Annotated in this window: 21 protein-coding genes, 1 tRNA gene and 1 other RNA gene; 8 read left to right on the top strand and 15 right to left on the bottom strand. The window is 60.1% G+C overall.

The window, feature by feature from the left end; all coding sequences use genetic code 11:
* Window positions 1–7: 7 nt before the first annotated feature.
* The 3 genes from BKN05_RS05610 to BKN05_RS05600 all read right to left on the bottom strand — a co-directional run bounded on the left by BKN05_RS05610 (window position 8) and on the right by BKN05_RS05600 (window position 4,866).
* On the bottom strand, window positions 8–352 hold the full coding sequence (locus BKN05_RS05610; protein ID WP_286688173.1) for a Cgl2226 family protein: 345 nt from the start codon (window positions 350–352) through the stop codon (window positions 8–10).
* Between the two features lie 97 nt (window positions 353–449).
* A complete protein-coding gene (locus BKN05_RS05605; protein ID WP_286688172.1) occupies window positions 450–3,521 on the bottom strand; it encodes a bifunctional [glutamine synthetase] adenylyltransferase/[glutamine synthetase]-adenylyl-L-tyrosine phosphorylase in 3,072 nt (1,023 codons plus the stop codon).
* A 7-nt stretch (window positions 3,522–3,528) separates the two neighbouring features.
* The gene (locus tag BKN05_RS05600) at window positions 3,529–4,866 is read right to left on the bottom strand and encodes a glutamine synthetase family protein (RefSeq protein ID WP_286688171.1); all 1,338 of its coding nucleotides are present in this window, start codon (window positions 4,864–4,866) and stop codon (window positions 3,529–3,531) included.
* A gap of 192 nt (window positions 4,867–5,058) precedes the next feature.
* Between BKN05_RS05600 and BKN05_RS05595 the strand changes: the two genes are divergently transcribed.
* Window positions 5,059–6,117, top strand: a complete 1,059-nt coding sequence (locus BKN05_RS05595) for a DUF2786 domain-containing protein (protein WP_286688170.1) — start codon at window positions 5,059–5,061, stop codon at window positions 6,115–6,117.
* A gap of 135 nt (window positions 6,118–6,252) precedes the next feature.
* Window positions 6,253–7,989 carry a CYTH and CHAD domain-containing protein gene (locus tag BKN05_RS05590; protein WP_049377727.1) on the top strand — a complete coding sequence of 579 codons (1,737 nt, stop codon included), beginning with the start codon at window positions 6,253–6,255 and terminating at the stop codon, window positions 7,987–7,989.
* Between the two features lie 59 nt (window positions 7,990–8,048).
* Here the strand turns inward: BKN05_RS05590 and BKN05_RS05585 are convergent, their stop codons facing one another.
* The gene (locus BKN05_RS05585) at window positions 8,049–8,237 is read right to left on the bottom strand and encodes a hypothetical protein (protein ID WP_049377728.1); all 189 of its coding nucleotides are present in this window, start codon (window positions 8,235–8,237) and stop codon (window positions 8,049–8,051) included.
* 258 nt (window positions 8,238–8,495) lie between these two features.
* On the opposite strand from BKN05_RS05585, the gene BKN05_RS05580 reads away from it, so the two are divergent.
* Entirely contained in the window at window positions 8,496–9,770 is a 1,275-nt protein-coding gene (locus BKN05_RS05580) for a galactokinase family protein (protein ID WP_049377729.1), read from the top strand.
* A 12-nt stretch (window positions 9,771–9,782) separates the two neighbouring features.
* On the opposite strand, the gene BKN05_RS05575 is transcribed toward BKN05_RS05580, so the two are convergent.
* The 5 genes from BKN05_RS05575 to BKN05_RS05555 all read right to left on the bottom strand — a co-directional run bounded on the left by BKN05_RS05575 (window position 9,783) and on the right by BKN05_RS05555 (window position 14,654).
* The gene (locus tag BKN05_RS05575; protein WP_286688169.1) at window positions 9,783–11,177 is read right to left on the bottom strand and encodes a ribonuclease catalytic domain-containing protein; all 1,395 of its coding nucleotides are present in this window, start codon (window positions 11,175–11,177) and stop codon (window positions 9,783–9,785) included.
* A gap of 25 nt (window positions 11,178–11,202) precedes the next feature.
* An RNA gene (gene rnpB / locus BKN05_RS05570) (RNase P RNA component class A) lies at window positions 11,203–11,652 on the bottom strand.
* Window positions 11,653–11,667: 15 nt separating this feature from the next.
* The gene (locus BKN05_RS05565; protein ID WP_286688168.1) at window positions 11,668–12,798 is read right to left on the bottom strand and encodes a bifunctional RNase H/acid phosphatase; all 1,131 of its coding nucleotides are present in this window, start codon (window positions 12,796–12,798) and stop codon (window positions 11,668–11,670) included.
* Window positions 12,798–13,514, bottom strand: coding sequence for a zinc ribbon domain-containing protein (locus BKN05_RS05560; RefSeq protein ID WP_239273529.1), 717 nt, complete (start codon window positions 13,512–13,514; stop codon window positions 12,798–12,800). Before BKN05_RS05560 ends, BKN05_RS05565 begins: the two co-directional genes overlap by 1 nt.
* A complete protein-coding gene (locus BKN05_RS05555; RefSeq protein ID WP_286688167.1) occupies window positions 13,515–14,654 on the bottom strand; it encodes a Nif3-like dinuclear metal center hexameric protein in 1,140 nt (379 codons plus the stop codon).
* A gap of 95 nt (window positions 14,655–14,749) precedes the next feature.
* Between BKN05_RS05555 and BKN05_RS05550 the strand changes: the two genes are divergently transcribed.
* Window positions 14,750–15,241: a low molecular weight protein-tyrosine-phosphatase gene (locus BKN05_RS05550; RefSeq protein ID WP_049377734.1), complete on the top strand. Its 492-nt coding sequence runs from the start codon at window positions 14,750–14,752 to the stop codon at window positions 15,239–15,241.
* 10 nt (window positions 15,242–15,251) lie between these two features.
* Complete coding sequence (locus BKN05_RS05545; RefSeq protein WP_286688166.1) at window positions 15,252–16,256, top strand: SURF1 family cytochrome oxidase biogenesis protein; 1,005 nt, start codon at window positions 15,252–15,254, stop codon at window positions 16,254–16,256.
* Window positions 16,257–16,625: 369 nt separating this feature from the next.
* Here BKN05_RS05545 and BKN05_RS05540 read toward each other — a convergent pair whose 3' ends face one another.
* The 4 genes from BKN05_RS05540 to BKN05_RS05525 all read right to left on the bottom strand — a co-directional run bounded on the left by BKN05_RS05540 (window position 16,626) and on the right by BKN05_RS05525 (window position 18,553).
* Window positions 16,626–16,889, bottom strand: coding sequence for a type II toxin-antitoxin system RelE family toxin (locus BKN05_RS05540; protein ID WP_286688165.1), 264 nt, complete (start codon window positions 16,887–16,889; stop codon window positions 16,626–16,628).
* The gene (gene relB / locus BKN05_RS05535) at window positions 16,873–17,109 is read right to left on the bottom strand and encodes a type II toxin-antitoxin system RelB family antitoxin (protein WP_286688164.1); all 237 of its coding nucleotides are present in this window, start codon (window positions 17,107–17,109) and stop codon (window positions 16,873–16,875) included. The genes BKN05_RS05540 and relB overlap by 17 nt, the downstream gene beginning before the upstream one ends.
* Window positions 17,110–18,010: 901 nt before the next feature.
* Window positions 18,011–18,086: transfer RNA gene (locus BKN05_RS05530), tRNA-Val, on the bottom strand.
* A gap of 68 nt (window positions 18,087–18,154) precedes the next feature.
* The gene (locus BKN05_RS05525; protein WP_005324380.1) at window positions 18,155–18,553 is read right to left on the bottom strand and encodes a DUF3052 domain-containing protein; all 399 of its coding nucleotides are present in this window, start codon (window positions 18,551–18,553) and stop codon (window positions 18,155–18,157) included.
* 337 nt (window positions 18,554–18,890) lie between these two features.
* On the opposite strand from BKN05_RS05525, the gene aceE reads away from it, so the two are divergent.
* On the top strand, window positions 18,891–21,638 hold the full coding sequence (gene aceE / locus BKN05_RS05520; protein ID WP_286688163.1) for a pyruvate dehydrogenase (acetyl-transferring), homodimeric type: 2,748 nt from the start codon (window positions 18,891–18,893) through the stop codon (window positions 21,636–21,638).
* Window positions 21,639–21,751: 113 nt separating this feature from the next.
* Here aceE and BKN05_RS05515 read toward each other — a convergent pair whose 3' ends face one another.
* The gene (locus BKN05_RS05515) at window positions 21,752–22,750 is read right to left on the bottom strand and encodes an alpha/beta fold hydrolase (RefSeq protein ID WP_286688162.1); all 999 of its coding nucleotides are present in this window, start codon (window positions 22,748–22,750) and stop codon (window positions 21,752–21,754) included.
* A 27-nt stretch (window positions 22,751–22,777) separates the two neighbouring features.
* Between BKN05_RS05515 and BKN05_RS05510 the strand changes: the two genes are divergently transcribed.
* Window positions 22,778–23,071: an acyl carrier protein gene (locus BKN05_RS05510; protein ID WP_286688161.1), complete on the top strand. Its 294-nt coding sequence runs from the start codon at window positions 22,778–22,780 to the stop codon at window positions 23,069–23,071.
* The gene (locus BKN05_RS05505; RefSeq protein ID WP_200435399.1) at window positions 23,068–23,853 is read left to right on the top strand and encodes an HAD-IIA family hydrolase; all 786 of its coding nucleotides are present in this window, start codon (window positions 23,068–23,070) and stop codon (window positions 23,851–23,853) included. The genes BKN05_RS05510 and BKN05_RS05505 overlap by 4 nt, the downstream gene beginning before the upstream one ends.
* A gap of 78 nt (window positions 23,854–23,931) precedes the next feature.
* On the opposite strand, the gene BKN05_RS05500 is transcribed toward BKN05_RS05505, so the two are convergent.
* Window positions 23,932–24,342, bottom strand: coding sequence for a hypothetical protein (locus BKN05_RS05500; RefSeq protein WP_200435398.1), 411 nt, complete (start codon window positions 24,340–24,342; stop codon window positions 23,932–23,934).
* Between the last annotated feature and the right edge of the window lie 95 nt (window positions 24,343–24,437).

Here is a 24,437-nt window from a genome sequence, read left to right as displayed (position 1 = left end):
GCTGATTTTAGCCATGGTAACCAGCGCTATCGCCGAAGGAACCGTAGTCATTGCCGCGAGAGTTCTCGCCGCGATCATTGAGTGCGTCGATGATGGAGCGGATGGTGGCCTCCCCTATGCGGTCGGCGCGCCCCCACGAGCGAGGGGCCTGACGGGAGCTATCGGGCGATGGTTCTTGGCGCGGCGGCGCTGGCTTTTCCTCCCGCGGCGTGGAGACCTCGATGGTCAATGTGGTGCCGTCAAGGTGGAGGGCGTCACCGTCGCGCACGCCCGCGGCGCGCGCTGCGGAAAGCAGCGCGGATAACTCACCCACCGTGGCGTTGTCCACATCGAGTTGCAGCTTAAAAGACATAACTAGCCAGTCCTTTCTTGTTCCCATCCCACTTTAGAGCCCGAAAGTGCAAAAAGTAAGGCCACAATGCGCGCATCGGGGACTTTCAAGGCTAACTCTAAGAATGCTCGAAGGATTCCTCCTCGCCCCAGAAGACCTCATCTACAACCTTCCGGGCATGGCGGGTAAGTTTCAGATAGTTTTCTAGAAACCCTTGGTTGTCCTCCGGCGGCCAGCCAGCGGCACCGGCTACTTGGGCCAGCTGGGGACCGGGCCCGGGCAACTGGTCGACGCGCTTACCGCGCACGAGCACCAGTGCATTGCGGGCGTCGGTAGCCATAAGCCAGGCTTCGCGCAGGTCCGAGACCTGCTCGGCAGAGAGGATTGCGTTTTCCTCCAAGGCGTCGAGCACGCGCAGTGTGGACGGATCGTGCAGTTGGGCATACTCGTGAGCATGCATCATGGTCAGGAGCTGTACGGTCCATTCAATATCTGAGAGCGCACCGCGCCCCAGCTTGGTATGAGTATTGCGGTCCGCGCCGCGCGGCAGGCGCTCATTGTCCACGCGCGCCTTCATGCGCCGGATATCGCGAATGGTCGAGGCGCTCGCGCCGCCTTCTGGGTAGCGGAAGCTATCGACCATGGACATAAATCGCTCGCCTACTTCCTTGTCACCAGCCACGAAGGCCGCCCGCAACAAAGCCTGCAGCTCCCAAGACTCGCCCCACTCGCGGTAGTAACGCTCATAGGAGGAGATGGTGCGTGCCACCGCACCGGAGCGGCCCTCTGGGCGCAGGCCCAGGTCGACGTCCAGTGGTGGGTCGCCCGAAGGCTTAGACAGGCGGCGCCGAAGCTTATCGACGATCCCGATGGCCCACTTCACGGCCTCCCCTTCCGCGCCAGAGTCATCGGCCGGTTCGCTAGGTTCTGCTACGACGAGCACATCCGCATCTGAGCCAAATCCCAGCTCCATGCCTCCCAAGCGGCCCATGCCAATGACGGCAATGCGCGCTGGTGGCTCTGCGTCTTCATTGGCAAGGCGCCACGCGCGCACCTCGGCGCGAAGTGCAGCCTCAAGAACGGCATCCCAAATTGTGGATAGCTCGTGACACACCTGCTTGACCGGCATGAAGCCCAGCAAATCCGCACTGGCGATACGGGCCAGCTCAACCCGGCGCAACGAGCGCGCCACCGCCACCGCTTTATCTGGGTCGGCGTGGCGCTTGCTGGAATTGACCAGCGCCTTGGAAACCTGTTCGGGCTTGGTTTCTAGCAGTTTGGGGCCAGTGGCGCCGTCGGAAAGCTGCTTTACCGAATCTGGGGCGCTAATAATCAGATCAGAGGTAAACGGCGAGGTACCTAGAATGTGCATGAGCCGCTGGCCCACAATTCCTTCATCGCGCAGCATGCGCAAGAACCACGATCTATCGTTCGCGGCCTCCGAGAGCTTGCGATAGTTCAACAGGCCCATATCGGGGTCTGCGGTATCAGCCAGCCATTCCATCAAGGTTGGCAGCAAAATCGCCTGGATGCGTGCCTTGCGCGAGGTTCCCGCCGCCAAGGAGGTCAGGTGCTCGAATGCGCGGTCGGGGTAGTTATAGCCCAGCGCGGCCAGCTGTAGCTTGGCGGCCTCCGGTGAAAGCTTAAGCTCATCGGCGGACATGGTGACCACGGAATTGAGCAGCGGCCGGTAAAACAGGCGCGAGTGCAGCTCGGAGATCCGCAGGCGGATCCGGCGCAGGTGCGACAGCATGCGCTCGGCCGCCGACTTGGTGCCCTGCGGATAAAAGCCGGCGATGCGCGCCAGCCACTTCATCCCCTCTTCGTCGTCCTTTTCCGGCAGCGTGTGCGTGCGGCGGAAGCGCTCTAATTGCAGACGATGCTCAAGCAGGCGCAGAAACTCATAGGCTTCAATGAGCTGGGTGCCATCCTCTCGGCCGACGTACCCCGCTGAAATCAGCGCCTCCAGCGCCTCCACCGTGGAAAGTGCGCGCAGCGTCTCATCGGAGCGCCCGTGGACCAATTGCAAGAGCTGAACAGCAAATTCGATATCGCGCAGACCGCCCACGCCTAGCTTCAGCTCGCGATGTTTAAGGTCATCAGGAACATTGGCCAGCACGCGGCGGCGCATGGCCTGTACGTCCTCCACGAAGGACTCGCGCTGCGACGCCGTCCACACCATCGGGCGGATCTGGTCCAAATAGTCTTGGCCTAGCGGGAGGTAGCCCGTCATAGCGCGTGCTTTAAGGAGCGCCTGGAATTCCCACGTCTCCGCCCACCGTTTGTAGTAGGCCACGTGGGATTCCAAAGTGCGCACCAATGCGCCCGACTTTCCCTCGGGGCGCAGGTTCGCATCCACCTCGAAAAAGGTGGTGGATCCAATGCGATTAAACTCCGCCGCTAGCCGCGTGGCCCTAGGGGTTGCCTCGCTGCCGACGAAGATGACGTCCACATCGGAGATATAATTCAGCTCGCCTGCACCACACTTGCCCATCGCCATGACTGCCAGCTGTGCATCCAAGGGTTCATCGCCGTAGATGGTGCGCACGGCGCAGGCAAGGGAGGCGGTTAAGGCGGCGTCGGCAAGCGCGGTGGTCAGCGCCGTAATCTGGCGGAATCCTACCTCCGGCTGCTGCCTGGTCTGGCCCTTGCGGGAATGGAAGGTGCCCGCCACATCGCAGGCGGCAATGCGCATCATCAAAGTGCGGTAGGTCGTGCGCAGCGCCTGCTTATGCTCCCCCTCGCCGGCGCGGTAAGTGCCCGCCGCGCTCAAGTCCTCGCACGCCGGATCGGGCCGGTCCACGTCGTGAGCAAAGTCCGCAGGCTGGGCATCGACGGCACCAAGCAGGTTTTGCAGCATCTCTTCGGGCTGCGGAAGGGGTTTTTCTAATTCTCGCCACAGTTCAGGGTGCGCCGCGAGATGATCGCCAAAGGCGGTCGACGCCCCCAGTAGTGCGAAGAGGCGCACGCGCAAAGTTTCATTGGACCGCACGGCATCATCTAGCTCTGGGGCTTGTTCATAGATGCGGATCAGATTATTGAGAGCCAGGTCTGGGTCACCCACGGCAGCGAGGGTCCACAACAGATCCGCTGATTCCGGATTCTTCCACCCCAGCTGCTCAATATCTTGCGCAGCATGCGGGCGGGTAAGACCTAGTGTGGCCGGTGAAGGCACAGCAGCAGGACGCATTTTTCTCCTAGAAGTCCAGGTTATTGCGCAGCTCAAAGGTGGTGATTTGGCTCTGATAGTGGTGCCACTCATCCCACTTAGAGCGCAGGAAGAACTCAAAGACGTGCTCGCCCAAGACTTCTGCCATGAACTCGGATTTTTCAAATTCTCGCAAGGCCTGATCCAAGCTGGTGGGTAGATCCTTATAGCCCATTGCCCGGCGCTCGCGGCGGGTGAGCTGGTGGACATCGTCCTCGGCCGGATCATCAAGCTCGTAGCCCTCGCGGATGCCTCGCAGGCCTGCTGCCAATAGCACCGCATACCCTAGGTAGGGGTTCATCGAGGCATCAATGGAGCGGATTTCTACCCGGCGCGATTCTTCCTTGGTAAGCCGGTAGGTGGGAACGCGGACCAACGCGGAGCGATTCGATACTCCCCAGGTGGCTGCGCCCGGCGCCTCGTTGCCGAACATCAGACGCTTATAAGAATTGGTCCACTGGTTCACAATCGCGGACATCTCCGTGGAGTGCTCCAAGATACCGGCGATGAACTGGCGGCCGGTCTGGGACAAAGAGAATTCATCATCCGGATCGTGGAAAGCATTGGATTGGCCTTCAAAAAGGCTCAAGTGGGTGTGCATGCCAGAGCCCGGCAAATGTTCGAAGGGCTTAGGCATGAAGGTGGCGCGCACGTTGGAATTGGTGGCCACCTGCTTGATCACGTGCCGGAAGGTCATGATGTTATCGGCCACGGTGAGCACGTCCGCATGGCGCAGATCAATTTCTTGCTGGCCTGGCGCGGTTTCGTGGTGGCTAAACTCCGTGGCAATTCCCAGCGATTCCAGCGCTAACATTGCCTTCCTGCGGAAAAGCGGGGCGGTATCGTGCGTTGCTTGATCAAAGTAACCGCCGTTGTCCGTGGGCACCAAGTCTGTAAGTTCGCGGCCGCGCTCGAAAAGATAGAACTCGATTTCTGGCGAGGCCATGCAGGTAAATCCATCGTTGGCGGCCTCTGTGACCTGGCGGCGCAGGATATGGCGCGGGTCCACCATGGAGGGCTGGCCATCTGGCTGGGCGATATCGCAAAACATGCGGGCCGATTGCAGGTCCGGCTCATCCATATCAAAGGGCAAAATTTGGAAGGTGGAGGGATCTGGCAGGGCGATGGTGTCAGACTCAGAGATACGGGAGAACCCTTCCACGGAAGAACCATCGAAGCCAACACCTTCTTCAAAGGCCGATTCCAGCTCGGACGGGCTCATGACCACGGATTTGAGGGCGCCCAGAATATCCGTAAACCACAGGCGGATAAAGCGGATATCGCGTTCCTCAACGGTTCGTAGGACAAATTCGTGTTGGCTATTCATGCCTTAGACCTTACCGGCTTACCTCCGAGGGATGTACAGTTCATGCGACAGTTTTTCCAGGGAGAAAAGCGCAGGTCGCAAGAGTATCTAGGGGGTATCTAGCGGGGGCTTTTCCTTCACGTGCCAATTGGTGCGCATGCTTTGCTGAGAAAGCAAGCGAACACACGTACACCTGTTAAAGGACTAAGTTTTATGACCTCACACTGCGATGACCTTTCCGCTCACGTAATCGAACGCCTCATCACCGCCGCGCAACATGGTTGGGCACCGGCGGATTTAGAGCATGTCTTAGGCCCACACGCCTATCCCATTATCTACCGTGCTAGCCCCCATGTGCCGGCACGGATTACCTCCCCTGCCTTACGCAAGGCTTGGCTACAAATGGCACCGCCGGAAGAAAATTTCATTCCGCGCGATAAGCTGCGCGCCATTATTAAAGAGCTAATTCATCTGCCTAGGTTGCGCGATACTGAACTTTTGGCCTCTGGCGAATCCTTGCGAGAAGACGGCCTTAGCGATAAACAACGCAAAATTCGTGCAAAGGTCCTAGGCCTTCTACGCAAGGCTGAGTCCACCAGTTTTGAAGATGAGGCCGAGGTTCTTATTTCTAAAGCGCAGTCCCTGCAACAGAAGTATCGCATCGAGGATCTGCTTACGTCCGAACTCCCCGATCTCATTTCTCATCGCGTGCACATACACCCGCCCTATATCAAGCACCAGGCTTCCCTGCTCAGCACCATCTCCGACGCCAATGGATGCACCACGCTCCTCATCCATGACAAAGGTCTAGCCTGTGTGATTGGCGCTCCTGCCGATGCCGCCCATTGCGCCGACCTTTTTGCCTCCCTCAACCGCCAATGTGACTGGTTTATGCGTAACGGCGATGGAGCGGAAATCGCCCGCGCTACTAATTCCACTGCCGCTTATCGCCGCAGCTTCCGTCTGTCTTATGCAGCCCGCATCGGTGAATTGCTCACCCAAGCCAATGAGGACGGAATTGCTGAAAACCTGCGTGAGTCTCAGTATTGCTCACACCATGCAGAGGCTGTAGCCACCCAAACGCTTCCCGCATTGCAAGCACGCACCGATCACGCCATCGATACCCGCAACCGTCTCTTCCCCAATCTCACAGAGATGTCACTATCAATGAACAGTCTGCACGGCATCAACGATGGCATTGCCGCTGCCGATAAATCTCACTTAGGAGGAGACGCTTCAGGGCTCGGTTCAGTTCCAGAAATTACACGGTAATTTCCCCTGTTCAATACGCATCTTCGCCCCCGTTCCCTGCTAGCGAACGGGGGCGAATAATGGCACCACAACGAGGTCATTACAGGTAAGATCACCGATGAGATTGATTAGGTCTAGAAAGTAGAAGGTACGTGAATGTCTACACAGTCTTTTCTCGAAGTTGAAGCGAAATTCTCCGTAGCCGAGTCCACTCAGCTCCCTGAACTGACCCGCCTTGAGGGAGTTGACCACGTCGCGGACACGCGCCACCACGCACTATCCGCCATCTACTACGACACTGAAGACCTCCGCCTCACCCACGCAAAGATCACCCTCCGCCGCCGCACCGGTGGCAATGATGATGGTTGGCATATCAAGATTCCTAGCGAGGCTGGCCGCACTGAAATCCACGCCGAGCTGGGAGAACCTGTAGATGGCCGCTACGAAGTACCTGAGGAGCTTCTCCACCAGGTCCGCTCAATTGTCCGTCACAATGAGCTCGCCCCAATTGCTCAGGTAGACAACAAGCGTACCGAGATGGTCCTAGCGGATACCGAGAATAAGCCGGTAGCAGAATTCTGCGATGACCACGTCACCGCCTTTTCCTTCCTTCCTGGTGGCCAGCAGCAGTCGTGGCGCGAGTGGGAAGTAGAGCTCGCGGGTGAGCTACCTGGTACCGAGGAAGGAACGCAGTTCATTCGCCGTGCTACTTCCCTGCTTATCGGTGCCGGCGCTCGCGTATCTTCTTCCCCATCCAAGCTGAAATCGGCCTTGGGTGATTCTTATGCCAACGCCCCGCTTCCCCCGGCCTTGGTAACGCCGGACGTGGACTCGGACTCCCCTGCCGCCGCCGTGATCACCGCGCTGCAAGCTAACCGCGACAAGCTGGTTGATTATGATCCACGTGTGCGCCGCGATGAGTGGGATTCGGTGCATCAGATGCGTGTAGCTACCCGCGAGCTGCGCAGCCACCTTCAGACCTTCCACGGCATTGTGGTCGGCCCAGAAATCGAAAAAATTGAAGCCGAGCTCAAGGAGCTCGCCGGCATCTTGGGCGTTGCTCGCGATGCGGAAGTTGTGGAAGAGCGCTGGCAGAAGCTGTTGGAATCCGAAGATTCTGACACCTTGGATGACTCCACCCGCGAGCACATTGCACAAGATATGGGCACCGCCTACCGCCGTGCGCACCGTCGCGTTATCGCTGCCCTTGATTCCGAACGTTACCTAGAGCTGCTGGAGTCCCTTGACCGCCTGCTCGCAGACCCGCCAACGGCCGATAAGCAGCAGGAGTCCGTTCGGGCAGCAAGCGAGGCGGAGGCGACGGAGGAACAGTCCTCTGCGGAAGAGGACGCCGCTACCCCTACCGAATCCAGCGAGGACAGCGCGCCTGCTGCGGAGAAGTCCGAGCACAAGCCGGAGAAAAAGAAGTCCAAGGACAAGTCCGCCGACATGGATACCGTGATGGCGCAGCACCTTGAAAAGGCCTATAAAAAGCTGGTTAAGCGCCATAAGAAGGCCGTGGAGAACTGGGATAACCAGGAATTGTCCCTGCACGAGCGCGAGGATTATTTCCACGATATGCGCAAGGCAGCAAAGAAGCTGCGCTATGCAGCTGAAGCAGCTGGTTCTGCCACCAACCTCAAGACCAAGCGCCTCTACAAGGCCTGCAAGCAGATGCAGTCGGTGCTCGGTGACTTCCAGGATTCGGTGACTTCGCGCGATAAGCTGCTCGATCTGGCAGAGTCCGCTCGCCGTCGTGGGGAAAATACCTTTGGCTACGGTCTGCTCTATCAGCGCGAGCGCACCATCGGGCTAAAGGCTCTTGACGATTACGCCGAGTCTTTCAAAGACATCAAGGCGGCGTTTAAGCCGCTGCGTAAGAAACTAAAGTAGCCGCGCTTCCCAGACAGTTACTGGGAAACACGGCGTAGAAAAAGATGGCTGGAGGTTATTTACTTCCAGTCATCCTCTTTGTCTGCGGCATCTGCCGCATCATTGCGGGCTTGGGCGATTTCGATGGCGTTTTCTGCCTCTTCGCGGGTGTCATACGGGCCCATCCGATTTTCCCAGCCAGAAGTTTTGCCTTGGCTGACTTCCTTAGTGGCGGGATCAAAGAACCACTTCTGGTCTGCATCGCTCATGAAACTATCCTCTCAGTCGTTGCATCAGCGGCACCGGCTAAGTGCTGCCGCTGATATGGCTTGTGCCCACACTACCTACGCCGTCTCACCGATGCCCGCTAGAATGTGGGCAGCACAATTCTTTTATACGAATCCATGTCGTATTCCCCGCCACCGCGCACATAGGTGGCGGGCGTTCGTTGCTTTAAACGCACCACCGCGTGTGTGGGGCAACGAAGACTACTGGTCTCAGAACCTGGAAAAGGAGCTTTAGCACCCATGCCACTGTGGTCAACGCCTGCAGAGCCTGTAGCCGAGCGCGCCGCCCAAGCACATACCGAGTTCACGGGCAGCGCTCCAACGCATACCGCCAGCGCGCCGGCAACGTGGTCCCTCATTGGTGAACACATTGACCACTTCGGCGGCATTGTTGCCATGTGCGTGGACAAGCTACGCACCGCTGCTGCAGTAAGCCCGCGCACCGATGGCGTGGTGGCCGTACATTTCCACCCATCTCAGGGCGAGACTGCTCATGACTCGATTAGTCTGCAAGCGCTCGCAGAGCTGGCAACAGCGCAACAACCCACCACGGATGCAGAGGGACAGCCAATCATTCCACCGGCACCGGAAGGAGGTCTGGCCGCTCGCGTGGGTGGCATCGTCCACACGATGATTAACCGCCAGTTGCTCTCTCGTGAGACAGCCGGCGCGGATATCACCATCGCCTCCGATATTCCGGAAGGTGCGGGTTTGGGTGCAGATGCCGCCGCGGATGTCGCGGTAGCGCTGGCCCTCATGGGGGCCGATGCGGACCTGGATGCGCCGCTAAGGGCCCGGGTGGCGGATGTATGCACCCAGGCCGTTACTACCTTTGGTGCGCGGCCGCCTTTGCGTGCCCGCCACAGCGCAGCCCTGCGCAGCACGGGTGAGGGCGTATGCATCATGGATTACGCCGATGGTTCTGTTACCCACGCCCCGCACCTTGTAGGCCGCGAGATAGCTGCCTTCGCAGTGGCGGTGCCGGAAGATTTTTCCGCGCAGGAGGAAAAGGCTATCGCCGATATCCGCCAACGGCAGCGCTTTATCGACGATGCGTGCCACTCCTTTGGCACCGATTCACTGCGCTTGCTTCCAGACGCCCAACAGCGCGTCCTCGACTGGCTCAAAGCCGTCCACAAGGTCTACGGCGAGGAGGGCCGCCCGAGTATCAGCGCCGCCACGGAGTGGATGGCCTTTTATGAGGAAGAAACTGAGCGCGTAGAAAAGTTCACTCGCTTCCTGCGCTCGCACCGCGGCGCGGAGCTCTTCCCTATCCTTTTGCAGTCGCAGTCTTCCTTGGCCAATATCTACGGCTTGGATTCGGCGGAAAAGCTCGCCGAGCTGGTCACGGTCCGCGGCGCCGTAGCGGGCCGTTCGGCACACGCGGGGACTTCAAATGCGGTCATTGCCTACGTTCCGGCGAAAAGCGCGCACAACTTTGCGGCCGACTTGGCGGAAGACGGCCTGCTCGTAGTCGAGTTGCAGCCAGGCGAGGCTGCGCGCGGCGAAAGCTAGTAGCCTCTCCGGCTAATCAGCAGGCCACGCAAAGAGCACCTCGCGCGAATTGGTATCCGCTGTCACCAGCGAGACGGTGGTTTCGCTGCCGGTTTCTGGCGCGCCTACAGATTGGCCGAAGACGGGTGGCTCCGGAACAAAAATCCGAGCTTTATCCCGCTTCGGATCGCCGCTGACAACGGTGGCCGGGAAATTGGTGCCCAGCCAAGGGCGCAGCACGGTGGCCTCGGTGAGGTTAAGGCAGGCCTTATCCACCTGGGAGGCAAGCTGCGAAGTAGAGCGCATTGCGCCAATGACGTCCGTGGCGCGCTCCCCCACCCAGCCGGGAACCTCGTAGTCGCCGCATAGGGCTAGGCAGATCTCAGTGGCGAACCTATCGGACAGGCGCCGCAGCGGCGCGGTGACGTGGGCATAGTAGCCACCAATACCGGCGTGTACCTGCGCCTCTTGCTCGCCTAGCCAGGCATAGTCGGCGCCCCGCAAAAGGCTTTGGGCCTCACGCATGACGGCCATGCCCCGCGGGGAATCGGCGTCGACGGTAAGGAGAAACTGGGGAATGGGGGCATCGCCAAGCGCAAAGCCTAGGGCTTGGGCCTCGGCGCGAAATTGGTGCTCATGCTCCGGCTCGGCCGCGGGCAGGGTGCGCAAGAAGCCCACGCCGGCTTCCTGCATGAGGCGCCCAGCGCACATGCCGGCGAGCAGGGAGATCTCCGAGTTAAAATCCATGACCTCATAGCGCGGCTCGATGATGAGCTCAAAGGTGCCGTCAGCATTTTCCACGACGCGCTGGGAGGGCAGGCGCAAGGAAATGGCCGCACGGCGCAGGGAGGATTCCTGGCGCAATCGTCCGACCTCCGGCAATAATGCAATGGACGGGTGCAGGCTGCCGGCCGCGAGGTCCGCATGCGCGCCTTCATAATCCAGGCGGGCCTGGGAGTAAATCAGCGCGCGCTCGACGTGGAAGGACTCCACCTCGCCGTTGCCATCCAAGTCAAAGGTCCACAGCACGGCCGGTTTATCGGTGCCAGGCAACAGCGAGGCTCGGTCCTCCGAAAGCTCGGGCGGGTGCAGGCGCGCGGGTTCATCGGGAAGATAGATGGTCTGGCCGCGGCGGAAGGATTCGCGCTCCAGCTCGCTGCCGGGCTCAATGAAAGCAGCAACGTCCGCGATGGCATAGTAGACACGGTATCCGCCCTCGCGTTCTTCGATGTAAACCGCCTGATCCAAGTCCATGGAGCCGGCGGGATCCAGGGTCACGAAGGGAATTTCGCGGGCGTCGCGGCGCGAGTCGGCGTATCGGTCCTGCGCGCGGACGGCCTGGTCGGTGACCTCGGCCGGAAAATCGGTGGCTACCGAAAATTCTGTGGCAATGGCGCGGAAATCAAGCGGGGCGGCATAGAGCTTCATGCCCACCACCATAAACGTAGTAGGGCGAATGAGTCGGCCTATAAGCCGGATTCTGTCTAACCGCGGCACTCCCTGGGAAGCACCGCGCGGTGAACATCCATCTAGACCAACCGTTGCCAGTTGGTTCCAGCAGCTACCTTCAGGCTCGAGCGAGCAGCCTTAAAACGCCTGATCGGGCCCCGCAACGTGGCGGGGCCGTGATGCCTTGCTCCCGGTGGGGTTTACCCAGCCACCGCCATCACTGACGGTGCTGGTGCGCTCTTAACGCACCGTTTCACCCTTACCTTGCTGCTCCAACTTGGGCCGAAGCTCAAGCGGAGGCACAAGGCGGTCTACTTTCTGTTGCACTTGCCCGCGGGTTTCCCCGGGTTGCCGTTAGCAACCACCGTGCTCTGTGGAGTCCGGACTTTCCTCGGCGCCCACGCGGCAGCACGTGGCTACCCGTTTGAAGCGACGCGATCACCCGGCCGGCTCATTCGCGTTCCTTATTCTAGCGCAGGCCTGCCAGGTGGCCCACATCGTTAAATCCGTGCACCATAGAGCCGCCATCCCAGAACTCCACCCGCGAAATAGCAGCCAGGTCGAGGAAGAGGTGTCCAAAGGTGGCTGGGCCGGCATCGAGCGCCTGGCGGATGAAGGACTTAATTGGGTTGACGTGGCTAACCACCAACACGGTCTTGCCTGCGAAGCGCTCTTGGAGCTCCTTGCGGGTGGTGCGCACGCGGCGATTGACCGCTTGCAGCGATTCGCCGCCCGGACAGGCGACGCTCGCATCGTGCAGCCATTCCTCGTGGAGTTCCGGATCGCGCTGGTGGGCCTCGGCTGCGGTCTTGCCTTCCCACGCACCGAAGTCCACTTCGATGAGGCCTTCGACGGTTTCTACCGCGATATCGCGGCCATTGGCTACGGCCGCAGCGGTTTCTTGGCAGCGCCGCAGGGGCGAGCAGACGATGGCATCAAAGTCGGTGCCGGCAAGCGCTTGGGCAGCAGCAAGCGCCTGCTTTTGTCCGAGCTCCGTAAGGCCCGGATTGGCGCGGCCGGAGTACTGCTTGGCGGCCGACATCTCCGTCTGCCCATGGCGCAGCAAGATAAAGCGAGTGGTAGGTCCACGATCCCCCAGCCAATCGGTGGGGTGCGGCGCGGTGGTGTCCTGCTCTGCGGCTGGGGCTGACTCGGAGTCTTCTTCGCCACCAACAATGCCTTCTGGGTGCCCGGCGGCCGCGGCATCCATGGCGTCATTAGACAGGGCGTCTGCCACCTTGTTTTTGGCGCGCGGTACCCAGTCCAGGCTGAAAGAAGAAAAGCCGTTGATGTATTCGCGGGCGCGCAGGGCCAGCTTCTGCATATCAGGGTGCTTGATCTTCCAGCGGCCGTTGATCTGTTCCACCACCAACTTGGAATCCATGTGGAATTCCACCTCGGTAGCGCCCAGCTCGGTGGCGGCTTCAAGCCCGCGCAACAAGCCGTTGTACTCAGCGACGTTATTGGTGGACTTGGTACCTACCACATAGACAATTTCGCGCAGGATGTGCTGCCCACTGCCGTCATAAATGACGGTGCCGGAACCGGCTACTCCGGGGTTGCCGCGGGAGCCGCCATCGGCGTAAATGATGACCTTCATTAGACCAGGCGCACCAGGTAGGAGCCGCAATCGCCGCACTGCGGCAGCTCATCGGCCGGGGCATTGCGCACAGCGTTTTGCTCGGCCGGCGGCAAGACGATGAAGCAACCGCCGCAGGCGCGGTTGGCCTTGAACTGGGCAGCGCCTACGCCATTTTCCTCGCGCTGGGTATCGTACTCGCTGAGCACTCCGGCGGGCAGTTGATCGCGCAGCTCGCCGATGCGCACGGCCGGATCTTCTTGATTGGCGGCCGCTTCCTTAGCCGCCTCGGCCGCACGGCGCAGCTTTTCCAGCTTGCGCTCGGAATCGGAAACGCGCGCGCCGTGGACATCCAGGTTGGAACGCAGCGCGTGCACCTCGTTATGCGCCTCCTGCAGCTCGCTCATGAGATCTGCGATGCGGGACTTGGCAGCGTAGAGGTCGTGCTCCAGATCCTTGCGGGTTTCTGGGTCCACTGCGGCGCCGAGCTGGCGCTTATCATCGCGCTCGCGCTGGCGCAGCTTGCGCTCATCGGCCTGGATGCGCAGGATTTCGGTCTCCATGTCATCGACGGCCATCTGCGCAGAACCGGAGGCATCCAGCAGGCGCTTGTGCTCCTCCTTGGCCTTGTCATACTCGGCTTGTTCCGGGATTTCCTTCTTTGCGCCATGGCCCTGCGAGCGTTCCAGGTTGGCCAGCTCCAGCAGTACCGGCTGTAGTTCTTGCGATAGTTTCACTTATGACTCCTTTGGGTGCGCAGAGATAGTCCACGGGTCGGTGCGCAGGCTAATAATTTCCGTATCCAGTTCTAAAGCATTCTCTACGATATCGCGCGCCTGGGCCGTCCACGGAAATTCGCTGGCCCAGTGGGCGGTATCGATGACGGCGGGGCCGCCGGCGCGCAGGTGCTCATCCACCGGGTGGTGGCGCAGATCCGAGGTAACGTACACGTCCACGCCTAGCTTCGCGGCCGCGGAGAGGAAAGAATCTCCCGAACCGGAAGACACGGCCACGGTGCGCACCTTCTGTTCCGGATCGCCGGCGGCGCGGATACCCCAGGCGGTCTCCGGCAGGGCATTGGCCACCTGCTGGGTGAACTCGCGCAGGGTCATCTCCTGCGGCAGCTCTCCCACACGCCCCAGGCCGAGCGCATTTTCCAGGTCGTGGTGGCCGGCGGTTTCCGTGATGTCATAGGCCGGCACCTCATAAGGGTGGGCGGTATGCAGGGCCTTCAGCAAAGAAGAGCGAAGTGCTGCTGGGGCGACGAACTCGACGCGGAGTTCCTCGCCGCGATGCAGCGCGCCGATCTCGCCTTCGGTGGGGTCAGCACCCTCCTCGGGCTGGAATTGGCCCGTGCCCGCGATATCGAAGGAGCAGTGGGAGTAAGAGCCGATGTGGCCCGCGCCGGCGTCGAAAAGCGCCTGCTTTACCTCCTCGGCCGCGGCGACCGGCACGTGCACGCCCCACTTATCCACGCCCTGGGGCTCCGGCACGATGGGCCGGCCGGGGTTGATGCCTACCAGCTCCGCGAGCTTATCGTTGACGCCCGGCCGCGCCTTATCCGCGTTGGTGTGGGCCGCAAAGAGCGCAACGCCATTGCTGACCAACGTGTGCACTACCTTGCCCTTGGGCGTATCGGCCGCCACGGACTCCACCCCGCGCAAAAGCAACGGGTGGTGAACCACGAGCATGTCCGCGCCGAGCTCCACCGCGCGCTCGGCCACCGCTTGGGTGCAGTCCAAAGCGAAAGCCACCCGCTTTACCTCCGCGGTCGGATCCCCGCAGATAAGCCCCACGGCATCCCACTTTTCCGCCAGGTGCGGCGGGTAGGCCTCATCGAGTACGCGGCGGACATCGCCCACGCTCACAGTGGACATGGAGGTGCTCCTTTATGCTCGTTTCATGGAATAGTTACTACTGCTATATCCTATCTTCCGCACCACAGTACTATTCGCGCGAAGGGGTTTTCCGCATGACCGAGACCGATACCCGCTCCGGCCTTTACCTCGTTTTTGTTTGCACCGGAAATATCTGCCGCTCCCCCATGGCAGAGATCATCGTGCGCGATGAAATGGAAAAGGACATGCTAGACCTCGTCGCCACCGTAGATTCCTGCGGCCTCGGCGGCTGGCATGTAGGCCAGGGCGCGGACGAACGCGCAGTTGCCGAACTGCGCCGCGGCGGTCACGATGGCGGTTCCCACCGCGCGGCCAAGCTGGGGGCAGAGCACATGGACGCTGATCTCTTCATTGCTATGGACAAGGGCCACCGCGCGGCCCTCATTGAGCACGGCATCGATCCCGACAAGATTCGCCTGATGCGCAGCTTCGACCCCAACTCCCCGGAGGACGCGGACGTGGCAGACCCGTATTACGGTTCCGCAGCGGATTTTGAAACCACACGCAAGAATATCGAGGCCGCCGTGCCTGGCCTGCTGGATTGGATTCGCGCTAACCGCGACTAGACTAGGCCCCATGCTAAAGACGTTCCTTAAGCCGGGTTGGGTTCTACTGCTACTTTTCGTCGTGGCTTTTTCCTACCTTGCTTTTACCGTCCTTGCCCCGTGGCAATTGGGCAAGGACGATGACATTGTGGAACGCAACGAGCTCATCACCCACGCCTATGAGGCTGACCCCCAGCCGGTGGAAGACCTCGTGGATGGCAACGGCGCCATCAAGGACGATGAGTGGTCCCGTGCCACCCTGCACGGCCATTACCTGCCGCAGGATGAGGTGCTGCTGCGCCTGCGCCCGGTCGATTCCGGTCCGTCCTACCAATCTCTGGTTCCCTTCCGCACCGATTCCGGCCTGACCATCCTGGTTAACCGCGGCTGGGTCAAGGCCGGCGAGGCCAACGCCGTGCCAGATATCCCTGATGCTCCCTCGGGCGAGACCACTCTCACCGGCATGATCCGCGCCGATGAGGCCGAGCACCAGTCCGCCCCCATTAAGCAAGAGGGCTACCAGCAGGTCTACTCCATCCATACGGAGCAGATTGCCTCGCTTATCGACGCCCCCCTGGCCCACGACTACATCCAACTCTCCGCCGACCAGCCCGGCGTGCTCAACCCCATGCCGATCCCACAGCTAGACCGCGGCAACCACCTCTCCTACGGCTACCAATGGATTGCCTTCGGCATCATGGCCCCGCTGGGCTTGGGCTACTTCGTATGGTCCGAAATCCGTGAGCGCCGCCGCCTGCGCGAGGAGGAAGAGGCCCTCGCCGCCCTCGACGCCGATGCCTCAACCCCATCCGATCCCGCCACTGCTGAGGCCCCTGCTGCGGACCACAGCCCCGCAGAGCCAACAGCCGGCACCGACTCCGCCCCCCACGAGCATGCAGCCGCGCACGACGATTCCTCCGCCGTTGCCGCCGCATCCTCCTCGCACGCCGCCAGCCGCCGCAATCGCTCGCGCTACGGCGACTCCAAACCAGATCACTACGCCAAGCTGAACAAACGCCGCCGTGAGCGCTACTAACCCCTCTCCTCTTGGAGCATAACGTGGCCACAAGTTAGGGCTAAGGGTCAAAAAGTGTGTCTGGGATCGGGGATTTCTAGGGTCTGTCCTGTATATTCTCGCAGGTGCTGTTCAAGGGCAATTTGCTTATAGAGGCTCACCCACGGGTCTGCCTTTTCCTGGGCTGATTATGGCTATATTTCCGCGAGCTCATGTTTTGAGATAACTAACCGACATCACTGTTGTGCTGAGGTGCTCTTGGTGCTCCCGGCTCGCCTGGCGGCTCGTCGGGTTGCCGTCGAAAGTACAGGTGATACTGCTTTCTGAGAGACATATGTCCCGCCATATAGCAAGAAATATGTCAGGGGCGACGGTGGTTAGTGGTATGCCCTACAGGTAAATATTGCGCCGGTGGCCAACATCGATGACGTTAATGACTACGACATCTTCGTAAATAGAGGAGGTTACCCGGTAGTCTCCTACTCTCCACCGCCACAAGCCAGACTTGTCTCCAACGAGTCCCTTACCGCCCACGCGAGGATCGTCTAACTCTGCTACCTCGCGGAGAAACTTACTGATGTGTTTTTGTACTGGCTTATCAAGCTTCCGGAAAGATTTTGCAGCACGCGGAGTAAACCTAATCGACCAAGCCACACTCGTCCTCTAGTTCCTGGAGCGAAATCGTCTCTAGCTCGCCGCGTCGAGCTGCCTCAGCTTCTGCCTCAAGTATGTATACGTACTCAAGTTGATCTAAATAGGAATCAAGGGCCTTGCGAAGATAAAACGCTCCAGATCGCCCTGTTCGAGCAGCAAGCGCATCAAGGCGCTCTTTTTGCTGGGCATCAACGCGCAAGCTAATTACCGATCCACTCATGTAAACATGTTTACATGAGGTAGAACGATTTGTACACCTATAGCGCCGTTGTTCAAAATAAAACTCACCGTGGGAGGAGTTTCGCCGTTTTTCAAGAGACCTCTTCCTGTCCCCAAAGATAGCTTCGGAGAGCCTCCCCCTCTTTCATACGCGCGGTGGAAAATGGGCGCATCACGCTTGCAGAGCGTCTTTTATTTCTTGATTAATCTATAAAAGCCCAGATGGCACTTAAAAATCGGGGCATTTCAAGTTGATATGCCTAATCCTTTTATAGAAAAAGGGGTAATTGGCATTAGCTATTGCGTTGACTCTTTCGGTGGCGGAGGCATCTACGGATTCCATTTCGGTAAAGCGAGCCGGTGAACGTGGTGTCTACGCACGAGTTGAAAAGACAAATGGTGATGATAGTGTTCCTGCCGTTCAACCGTACGCTGCGACTCCAGATTATGGACCGTGCGTACTCGAGCCTACAAAAGTTCATGTACGAACTAGGGCCTGACCCCCGGAAAGTGGACACGTCGGGGGCCAGACCCAAGAATCACCCCGATGTCACCAGTGCAGCAGCATTTTCCCAGATCATCGCCTGCTGCGCTGCGCTGACAAGCTGAACAGCACTAGCTCAATGAATTGGCTCTAGTGTCGCGCACGTTGGGGCGGTGGCGTAGTAGTTGCTGCCTGGCCGGCATTTCCTAGCGCAGCGTCAGCCGTACTGATTAGCCCAACGATTAGGACTTCGCTGACACCGTCTATCCCCAGTCAGCCGGCCTGGAAGCTGGAAAATCTAGCCCCAATGACGCACCCATCCAGACACATATTTTGACCCTTACCCCTCGGGTGTCGTGGGATTGTCGTGGATATGCGTAAGACCCCCTCTCCGATTTCTCAAAAAGGGGGTCTGACCTGGTGCGGCCTGAGGGGATCGAACCCCCGACCTATTGGGTGTAAACCAATTGCTCTTCCAGCTGAGCTAAAGCCGCATGCGCTCTTGCGCTGTTAGAAACAGTAGCGCAGGTTGCTAAAGCAACACAAATCGGCAGGTAAAGCCCTACTTCTTAGTGTAGCCGCGCTGCACCAAGCACGAGCCTTGCCACTCGCCTAGGCGCTCCGCCTTGGTCTGCACTAGGCCTGCCAGCTGAGCGGACTCAGAGATGAGCCCAGGCTCTACGGTTCCCGGCTTGCCGGCACCCGGGGTAAGCAGCCAGACTGCGCCGTTATCGGCCAGCGGGCGGCTCGCGTCCACCAGTCCATCCACAAGGTCGCCATCTTCTTCGCGCCACCAAAGAAGAACTACATCGCACAGCTCGTCATTTTCTTCTTCCAAGAAGTCATCACCGAGCACGGCCTCGATCGATTCAGAGATCGCGGTATCGCAATCCTCGTCCCAACCAAGCTCCAGGGCGATTTGCCCTTCCTTGATTCCGAGCTTGACTGCAGCGTCAGCCACTATGCATTTCCTTCCTGATTTAGTGAATGTCTGGTCCGCGTATTGCCCACATCCTGCGGGTAAATCGCGGCTTAATAGAAGTATTTTAACGCCCACCGGACCCTTTTACCCGCCTAAGGGCCACAATTCCCCCATTTTGCAGGCCCTCCCGCTGCCGCAACCGAATCCACAGAGTTAGCAAACTACCCTCTTTTACCCCACCGAACTTCGCAAAGATACTGGTTATAGCAATGTAACGTACCGCACGTACCCTTAAGTCGGACTTCACAACGACTGTGGATCTGTGAGCGCGTATCGTAGTAAGCAAACTGTGCAGACCCTTAAATAGGAGGTTTAAATGGCCGAGAAGGACGCCCACCAGGGCGACTCCAACTTCCCCCTCATCCGCGACGGCGTTGCATCGTATCTTCACGATAATGATCCAGAAGAGACTCGCGAGTGGATGGACTCCCTCGATGGTCTGCTGGACCACTCCGATCCGGAGCGCGCACGCTACCTGATGCTGCGCCTGCTCGAGCGCGCTACCGCGAAGCGCGTTGAGATGCCATCGCTGACGTCTACGGACTTCGTCAACACCATCCCCACCACCATGGAGCCGGAGTTCCCAGGTGATGAGGAGCTGGAAAAGCGCTACCGCCGCTGGATTCGCTGGAACGCAGCCGTCATGGTGCACCGCGCACAGCGCCCAGGCATTGGCGTGGGCGGACACATCTCCACCTACGCAGGCGCTGCCCCGCTGTATGAGGTCGGCCTGAACCACTTCTTCAAGGGCAAGGACGATCCTTCGGGCGGCGACCAGGTCTTTTTCCAGGGCCACGCTTCCCCAGGCATGTACGCGCGCGCATACATGGAAGGCCGCCTTACCGAAAAGGATCTGGACAGCTTCCGCCAAGAGGTCTCCCGCGGTGAGGGCGAGGGCCTGCCCTCCTACCCGCACCCGCGCCTGATGCCATGGTTCTGGGAATTCCCCACCGTATCCATGGGCTTGGGCCCGATTAACGCTATCTACCAGGCGCGCTTTAATAAGTACCTGGAGACCCGCGGCATCAAGGACACCTCCAATCAGCACGTATGGGCTTTCTTGGGCGATGGCGAGATGGACGAGCCAGAATCCCGCGGCCTGCTGCAGATCGCATCCCTCTACGAGCTGGATAACCTCACCTTCGTGGTCAACTGCAACCTGCAGCGCCTCGACGGCCCGGTTCGCGGCAATACCCAGATCATCCAGGAGCTGGAATCCTTCTTCCGCGGCGCCGGCTGGGAGGTCATCAAGGTTATTTGGGGCCGCGGCTGGGATAAGCTGCTGGAAAAGGACACCGAGGGTGCCCTGGTCAACGTCATGAACACCACCTCCGATGGTGACTACCAGACCTTCAAGGCGAATGATGGCGCCTATGTACGCGAGCACTTCTTCGGCCGCGATGAGCGCACGGCCAAGCTGGTAGAGGACATGTCCGATGATGAGATTTGGGCACTGCGCCGCGGCGGCCACGATTACCGCAAGGTCTACGCCGCCTACGCTCGCGCGCTGGAGAACAAGGGCACCGGCAAGCCAACCGTCATCCTGGCGCACACCATTAAGGGCTACGGCCTGGGCCATAACTTCGAGGGCCGCAACGCCACCCACCAGATGAAGAAGCTCACCCTGGATGATCTGAAACGCTTCCGCGATAAGCAGGAGATTCCGTTCTCCGATGAGGAGCTGGAGAAAGATCCGTACCTGCCGCCGTACTACCACCCGGGCAAGGATTCCCCGGAGATCAAGTACATGCTGGAGCGTCGTAAAGAGCTCGGCGGCTTCCTGCCGGAGCGCCGTGAGGACTTCACCCCGCTTGAGGCACCTGCGCTGGATAAGCTGCGCTCCGTGCGCAAGGGCTCCGGCAAGCAGGAAGTAGCTACCACCATGGCCTTGGTGCGCACCTTTAAGGAGATCATGCGCAACAAGGAGCTGGGCAAGCGCGTCGTGCCGATCATTCCGGACGAGGCCCGCACCTTCGGCATGGACTCCTGGTTCCCCACCATGAAGATCTGGAACCCACGCGGCCAGAACTACGTCCCGGTTGACCATGACCTGATGCTCTCCTACCGCGAGGCCACCGACGGCCAAATCATGCACGAGGGCATTTCTGAGGCCGGCGCCGCTGCCTCCTTCACCGCGGCAGCAACGTCCTACGCCACCCAGGGCGAGGCCATGATTCCGCTGTACATCTTCTACTCGATGTTTGGCTTCCAGCGCACCGGCGATGCCTTCTGGGCAGCTGGTGACCAGATGGGCCGCGGCTTCATTATTGGCGCTACCGCCGGCCGCACCACCCTGACCGGTGAGGGCCTGCAGCACATGGACGGCCACTCCCCTGTCCTGGCCGCTACCAACCCGGCTGTAGTTTCCTATGACCCGGCCTTTGGCTATGAGGTTGCCCACTTGGTCACCCGCGGTATTGAGCGCATGTACGGCGAGGACAACGAGGCCGTCATGTACTACCTCACCGTCTACAACGAGCCGGTGCACCAGCCGGCCGAGCCGGAGGATCTGGACGTGGAGGGCCTGCACAAGGGCATCTACCACTTCAACACCGCTGAGGGCGGCTCTATTGCTGCCAATATCTTGGCTTCCGGCGTGGGCGTGCACGAGGCGCTGCGCGCGCAGCAGCTGCTTGCCGACGACTTCGATGTCAAGGCCTCCATCTTCTCCGTCACCTCCTGGAACGAGCTGGCCCGCGACGGTGCCCGCCGCAACAAGGAGGCCCTGCGCAAGGGTGAGGAGCCGACCGAGGCATTTGCTACCTCCCAGCTCAAGGGCTACGAGGGTCCGTTCGTTGGCGTCTCTGACTTCACCACTGAGCTGCAGGAGCAGATCCGCCCATACGTCCCAGGTACCTACATCACCTTGGGTGCGGATGGCTTCGGCTTCTCCGATACTCGCGAAGGCGCACGCCGCTACTTCAACATCGATGCCGAGTCGATCGTCGTCGCCGTACTCGACGGCCTGGCTCGCGAGGGCAAGATTGAGCGCTCCGTTGTGGAGAAGGCAGCCAAGGATCTCAAGCTGGATGATCCGACCGCTACCACCCACATCGAGGACTAACCCCCGCAGTGGTGCGGGCTAGACCCGCACCACTGCGTTGCAAGTAAGGCGCCGCCGGCTTCCCGCCGCGGCGCCTTTTGCGTGCCTTAGGAAGTGCTCTGGGGCTGGCCAGCTTAAATCGCGTCGAGGACGCGGCCGAGGGCCGTGGAGATAGCCTCAGGATCTTCGAGAATCACCATGTGCCCTGAGCCTTCTACCGTCTGCAGGCTCGCGGCGGGCCAATTCTCACACAGGACTTCGGATTGCGACCGCGGGGTGACAATATCGGCGGTGCCCACTACTACCTCGCCGTGGAGTTTCGCTAGCCTTTCGGCGGCGCCGTACTCAGCGTGTTGCAGAAGATCGTCGAAGAAACCGGAGTAGGAGGCCAAGGGGGTATCGAGAAGCATGGCAACGTGAAACTGCAACTTCTCCATTTGAGGAAAGCCGGCCAAGGTCACGGCAAAAAGCGGGGCGATAAAGCGAGCAACTTCAAAGCGGGCGTTATCGACGCGACCTGGCAGGCGCAGGCACAGGCGGTAGAGCGCGTGCAGGGACTTGGATTGCAAAATCTGGGCCACGCCCTTGGCCGCAAAGCGGCGCATAGAGGTAGAAATCAGCAACGCGCCCTTGATACGCCCATAAACCTCGGTCGGCGCACGGCGGATAAGATTCAAGGCAACCATGCCTCCCAGGGAATGGCCCACGATGACCAAGTTGCCGCGGGGAGCGCGCTCGCGGATGACGGCTAGGACGTCGTCGGCAGCCGCGTCAACGGTGCACTCTTCCGGGTCGACCGTGGAGGACTGCCCATGCCCGCGCAGGTCCACCAAGAGTGCGCGCGCATTGCGGCCACGCAGGTAATTGGCCTGGTCATAATAGGCTTCTGAGGACAGGCAATAGCCGTGGATGAAGACCACCGTCACCGGGGCGTCCTCCTGGCCAACTTCATACCAGGCAATGTCTAGGCCATCGTGGTCCACGGTGCCGGACGCGCTGATGTGGGTAAGCCCCGGCTCGGTAGAGGGATCATGCAATCCGCCATAGAGCTTTTCTAGCTCGGCGCGGTGCGAGGGGCGCAGGCGCTTGAGCCAACTACGCGCCACAACGGAAGAACGTTTTCTCAATGCCATAACGCAATCAATACTAGACTGGTGGGCATGGCAAACGACCTCAGTGCCCAATTGCAGGCAAAATTCAATGCAAGTGCGCCGGACAAGGAGCCGGAGCGAGATACTCTCGGCCAGCTCATCGCACTCATCCACAAGGTCACCGGGACCGAGGAAGACTTGGGCCGCGAGACCCGCCTGAAGGATATCGGGGTAGAGTCGCTTGATCTGGTGGAGCTCACCGTGCGCGCGGAAGAGACCTTCCAGGTGCGCTTTTCTGAGGAAACGATGCTCAACTGCGAAACCATCGGCGATATCGCCGAGTATGTGGAGGATCACCAATGATTTCTTATCTATCAGACATGGACGGCGTGCTCATCAAAGAAGGTGAGATGATCCCTGGCGCCGATAAATTTATCCAGGCACTCAAAGACAATGACATCGAGTACATGGTGTTGACCAATAACTCCATGTCAACCCCGCGGGACCTATCTGCACGCCTGCGCAATACCGGCCTGGATATCCCTGCAGAGCGCATCTGGACCTCCGCTACCGCTACCGCGAACTTCCTTTCCAGCCAGGTAAGCTCCAGCAAGGCCTACGTAGTGGGCGAATCCGGCCTGACCACCGCCATGCACGAGGCGGGCTGGATCCTCACCAACGATGACCCGGACTTCGTTGTACTTGGCGAGACCCGCACTTACTCCTTTGAGGCGATTACCACCGCCATTAACCTCATCCGCGATGGTGCGCGTTTTATTGCCACCAACCCGGATGTCACCGGCCCCGCCCCCACGGGCGTGCTTCCGGCTACCGGCGCCGTAGCTGCGCTCATTACCGCCGCCACCAACCGCGAGCCTTATTACGTGGGCAAGCCAAATCCGGTCATGATGCGTTCTGCGCTGAATACTATCGGCGCCCACTCGGAGCACACGGTTATGATTGGTGACCGCATGGATACAGACGTGAAGGCGGGCCTTGAAGCCGGTATGCGCACGGTGCTGGTGCGCTCCGGCATTTCCGATGACCACGAGATTTCTCGCTACCCGTACCGCCCGTCAGCCGTGCTGAAGTCCGTGGCAGAGCTGCCAGACAAGATCCTGGATCCTTTCGCAGAGGCGGAATAGTCCATAGCCGAGCGCACCACCCGGCGGCAGAAAAAAGGGGTTGGCCAGCAACAGCTGGTCCAACCCCTTTCGTGCCTTCTACGGCAGGCGCACGGCAGCACTAAAGCCGTGGCGCTGCGCGAGGTAGCGCACGACGCAATCAAGCGCGTCCAGCTCCTCGCGGGTGCCAGTAAGCACCTGGTGGCAGCCGATACCGCTGCCCGCGTTGGCGCAGGCGCTGCCGCCTTGGGCAAGCGCCGCTACGGAAAGCCCATCCCGGAACCAACGAGTGCACCACTGAGCGGTCAGTGGGTCATCGCCCGGAATGATAAATTCCGACTCGGTACGGATGCACCGATCCATGGCGTGTTCAATCTCCGAGCGCAGCTTGCGCGGCATCCCGGAAATCTTGAGCACACCGGTGACCACGGTGGCGCCACCGTTGACGGAGGGCCACGTGGAGGTGGAGGCCGGCTGTTCAACCGGCGCGGGGTTAACGCACGTATTCATAGCCGATTCTCCCTCGACATAGATCACCACCGCACGAGGCCTGCCGGCCCGGCGCGATGCAAGACGAGCTTCGTCTTCCCCAACGAACTGTCTGA

It is taken from the genome of Corynebacterium sp. S5S1, from assembly GCF_001913985.1.
Classification (GTDB): domain Bacteria; phylum Actinomycetota; class Actinomycetes; order Mycobacteriales; family Mycobacteriaceae; genus Corynebacterium; species Corynebacterium marquesiae.
This window is presented reverse-complemented; position numbering and strand designations above follow the sequence as displayed.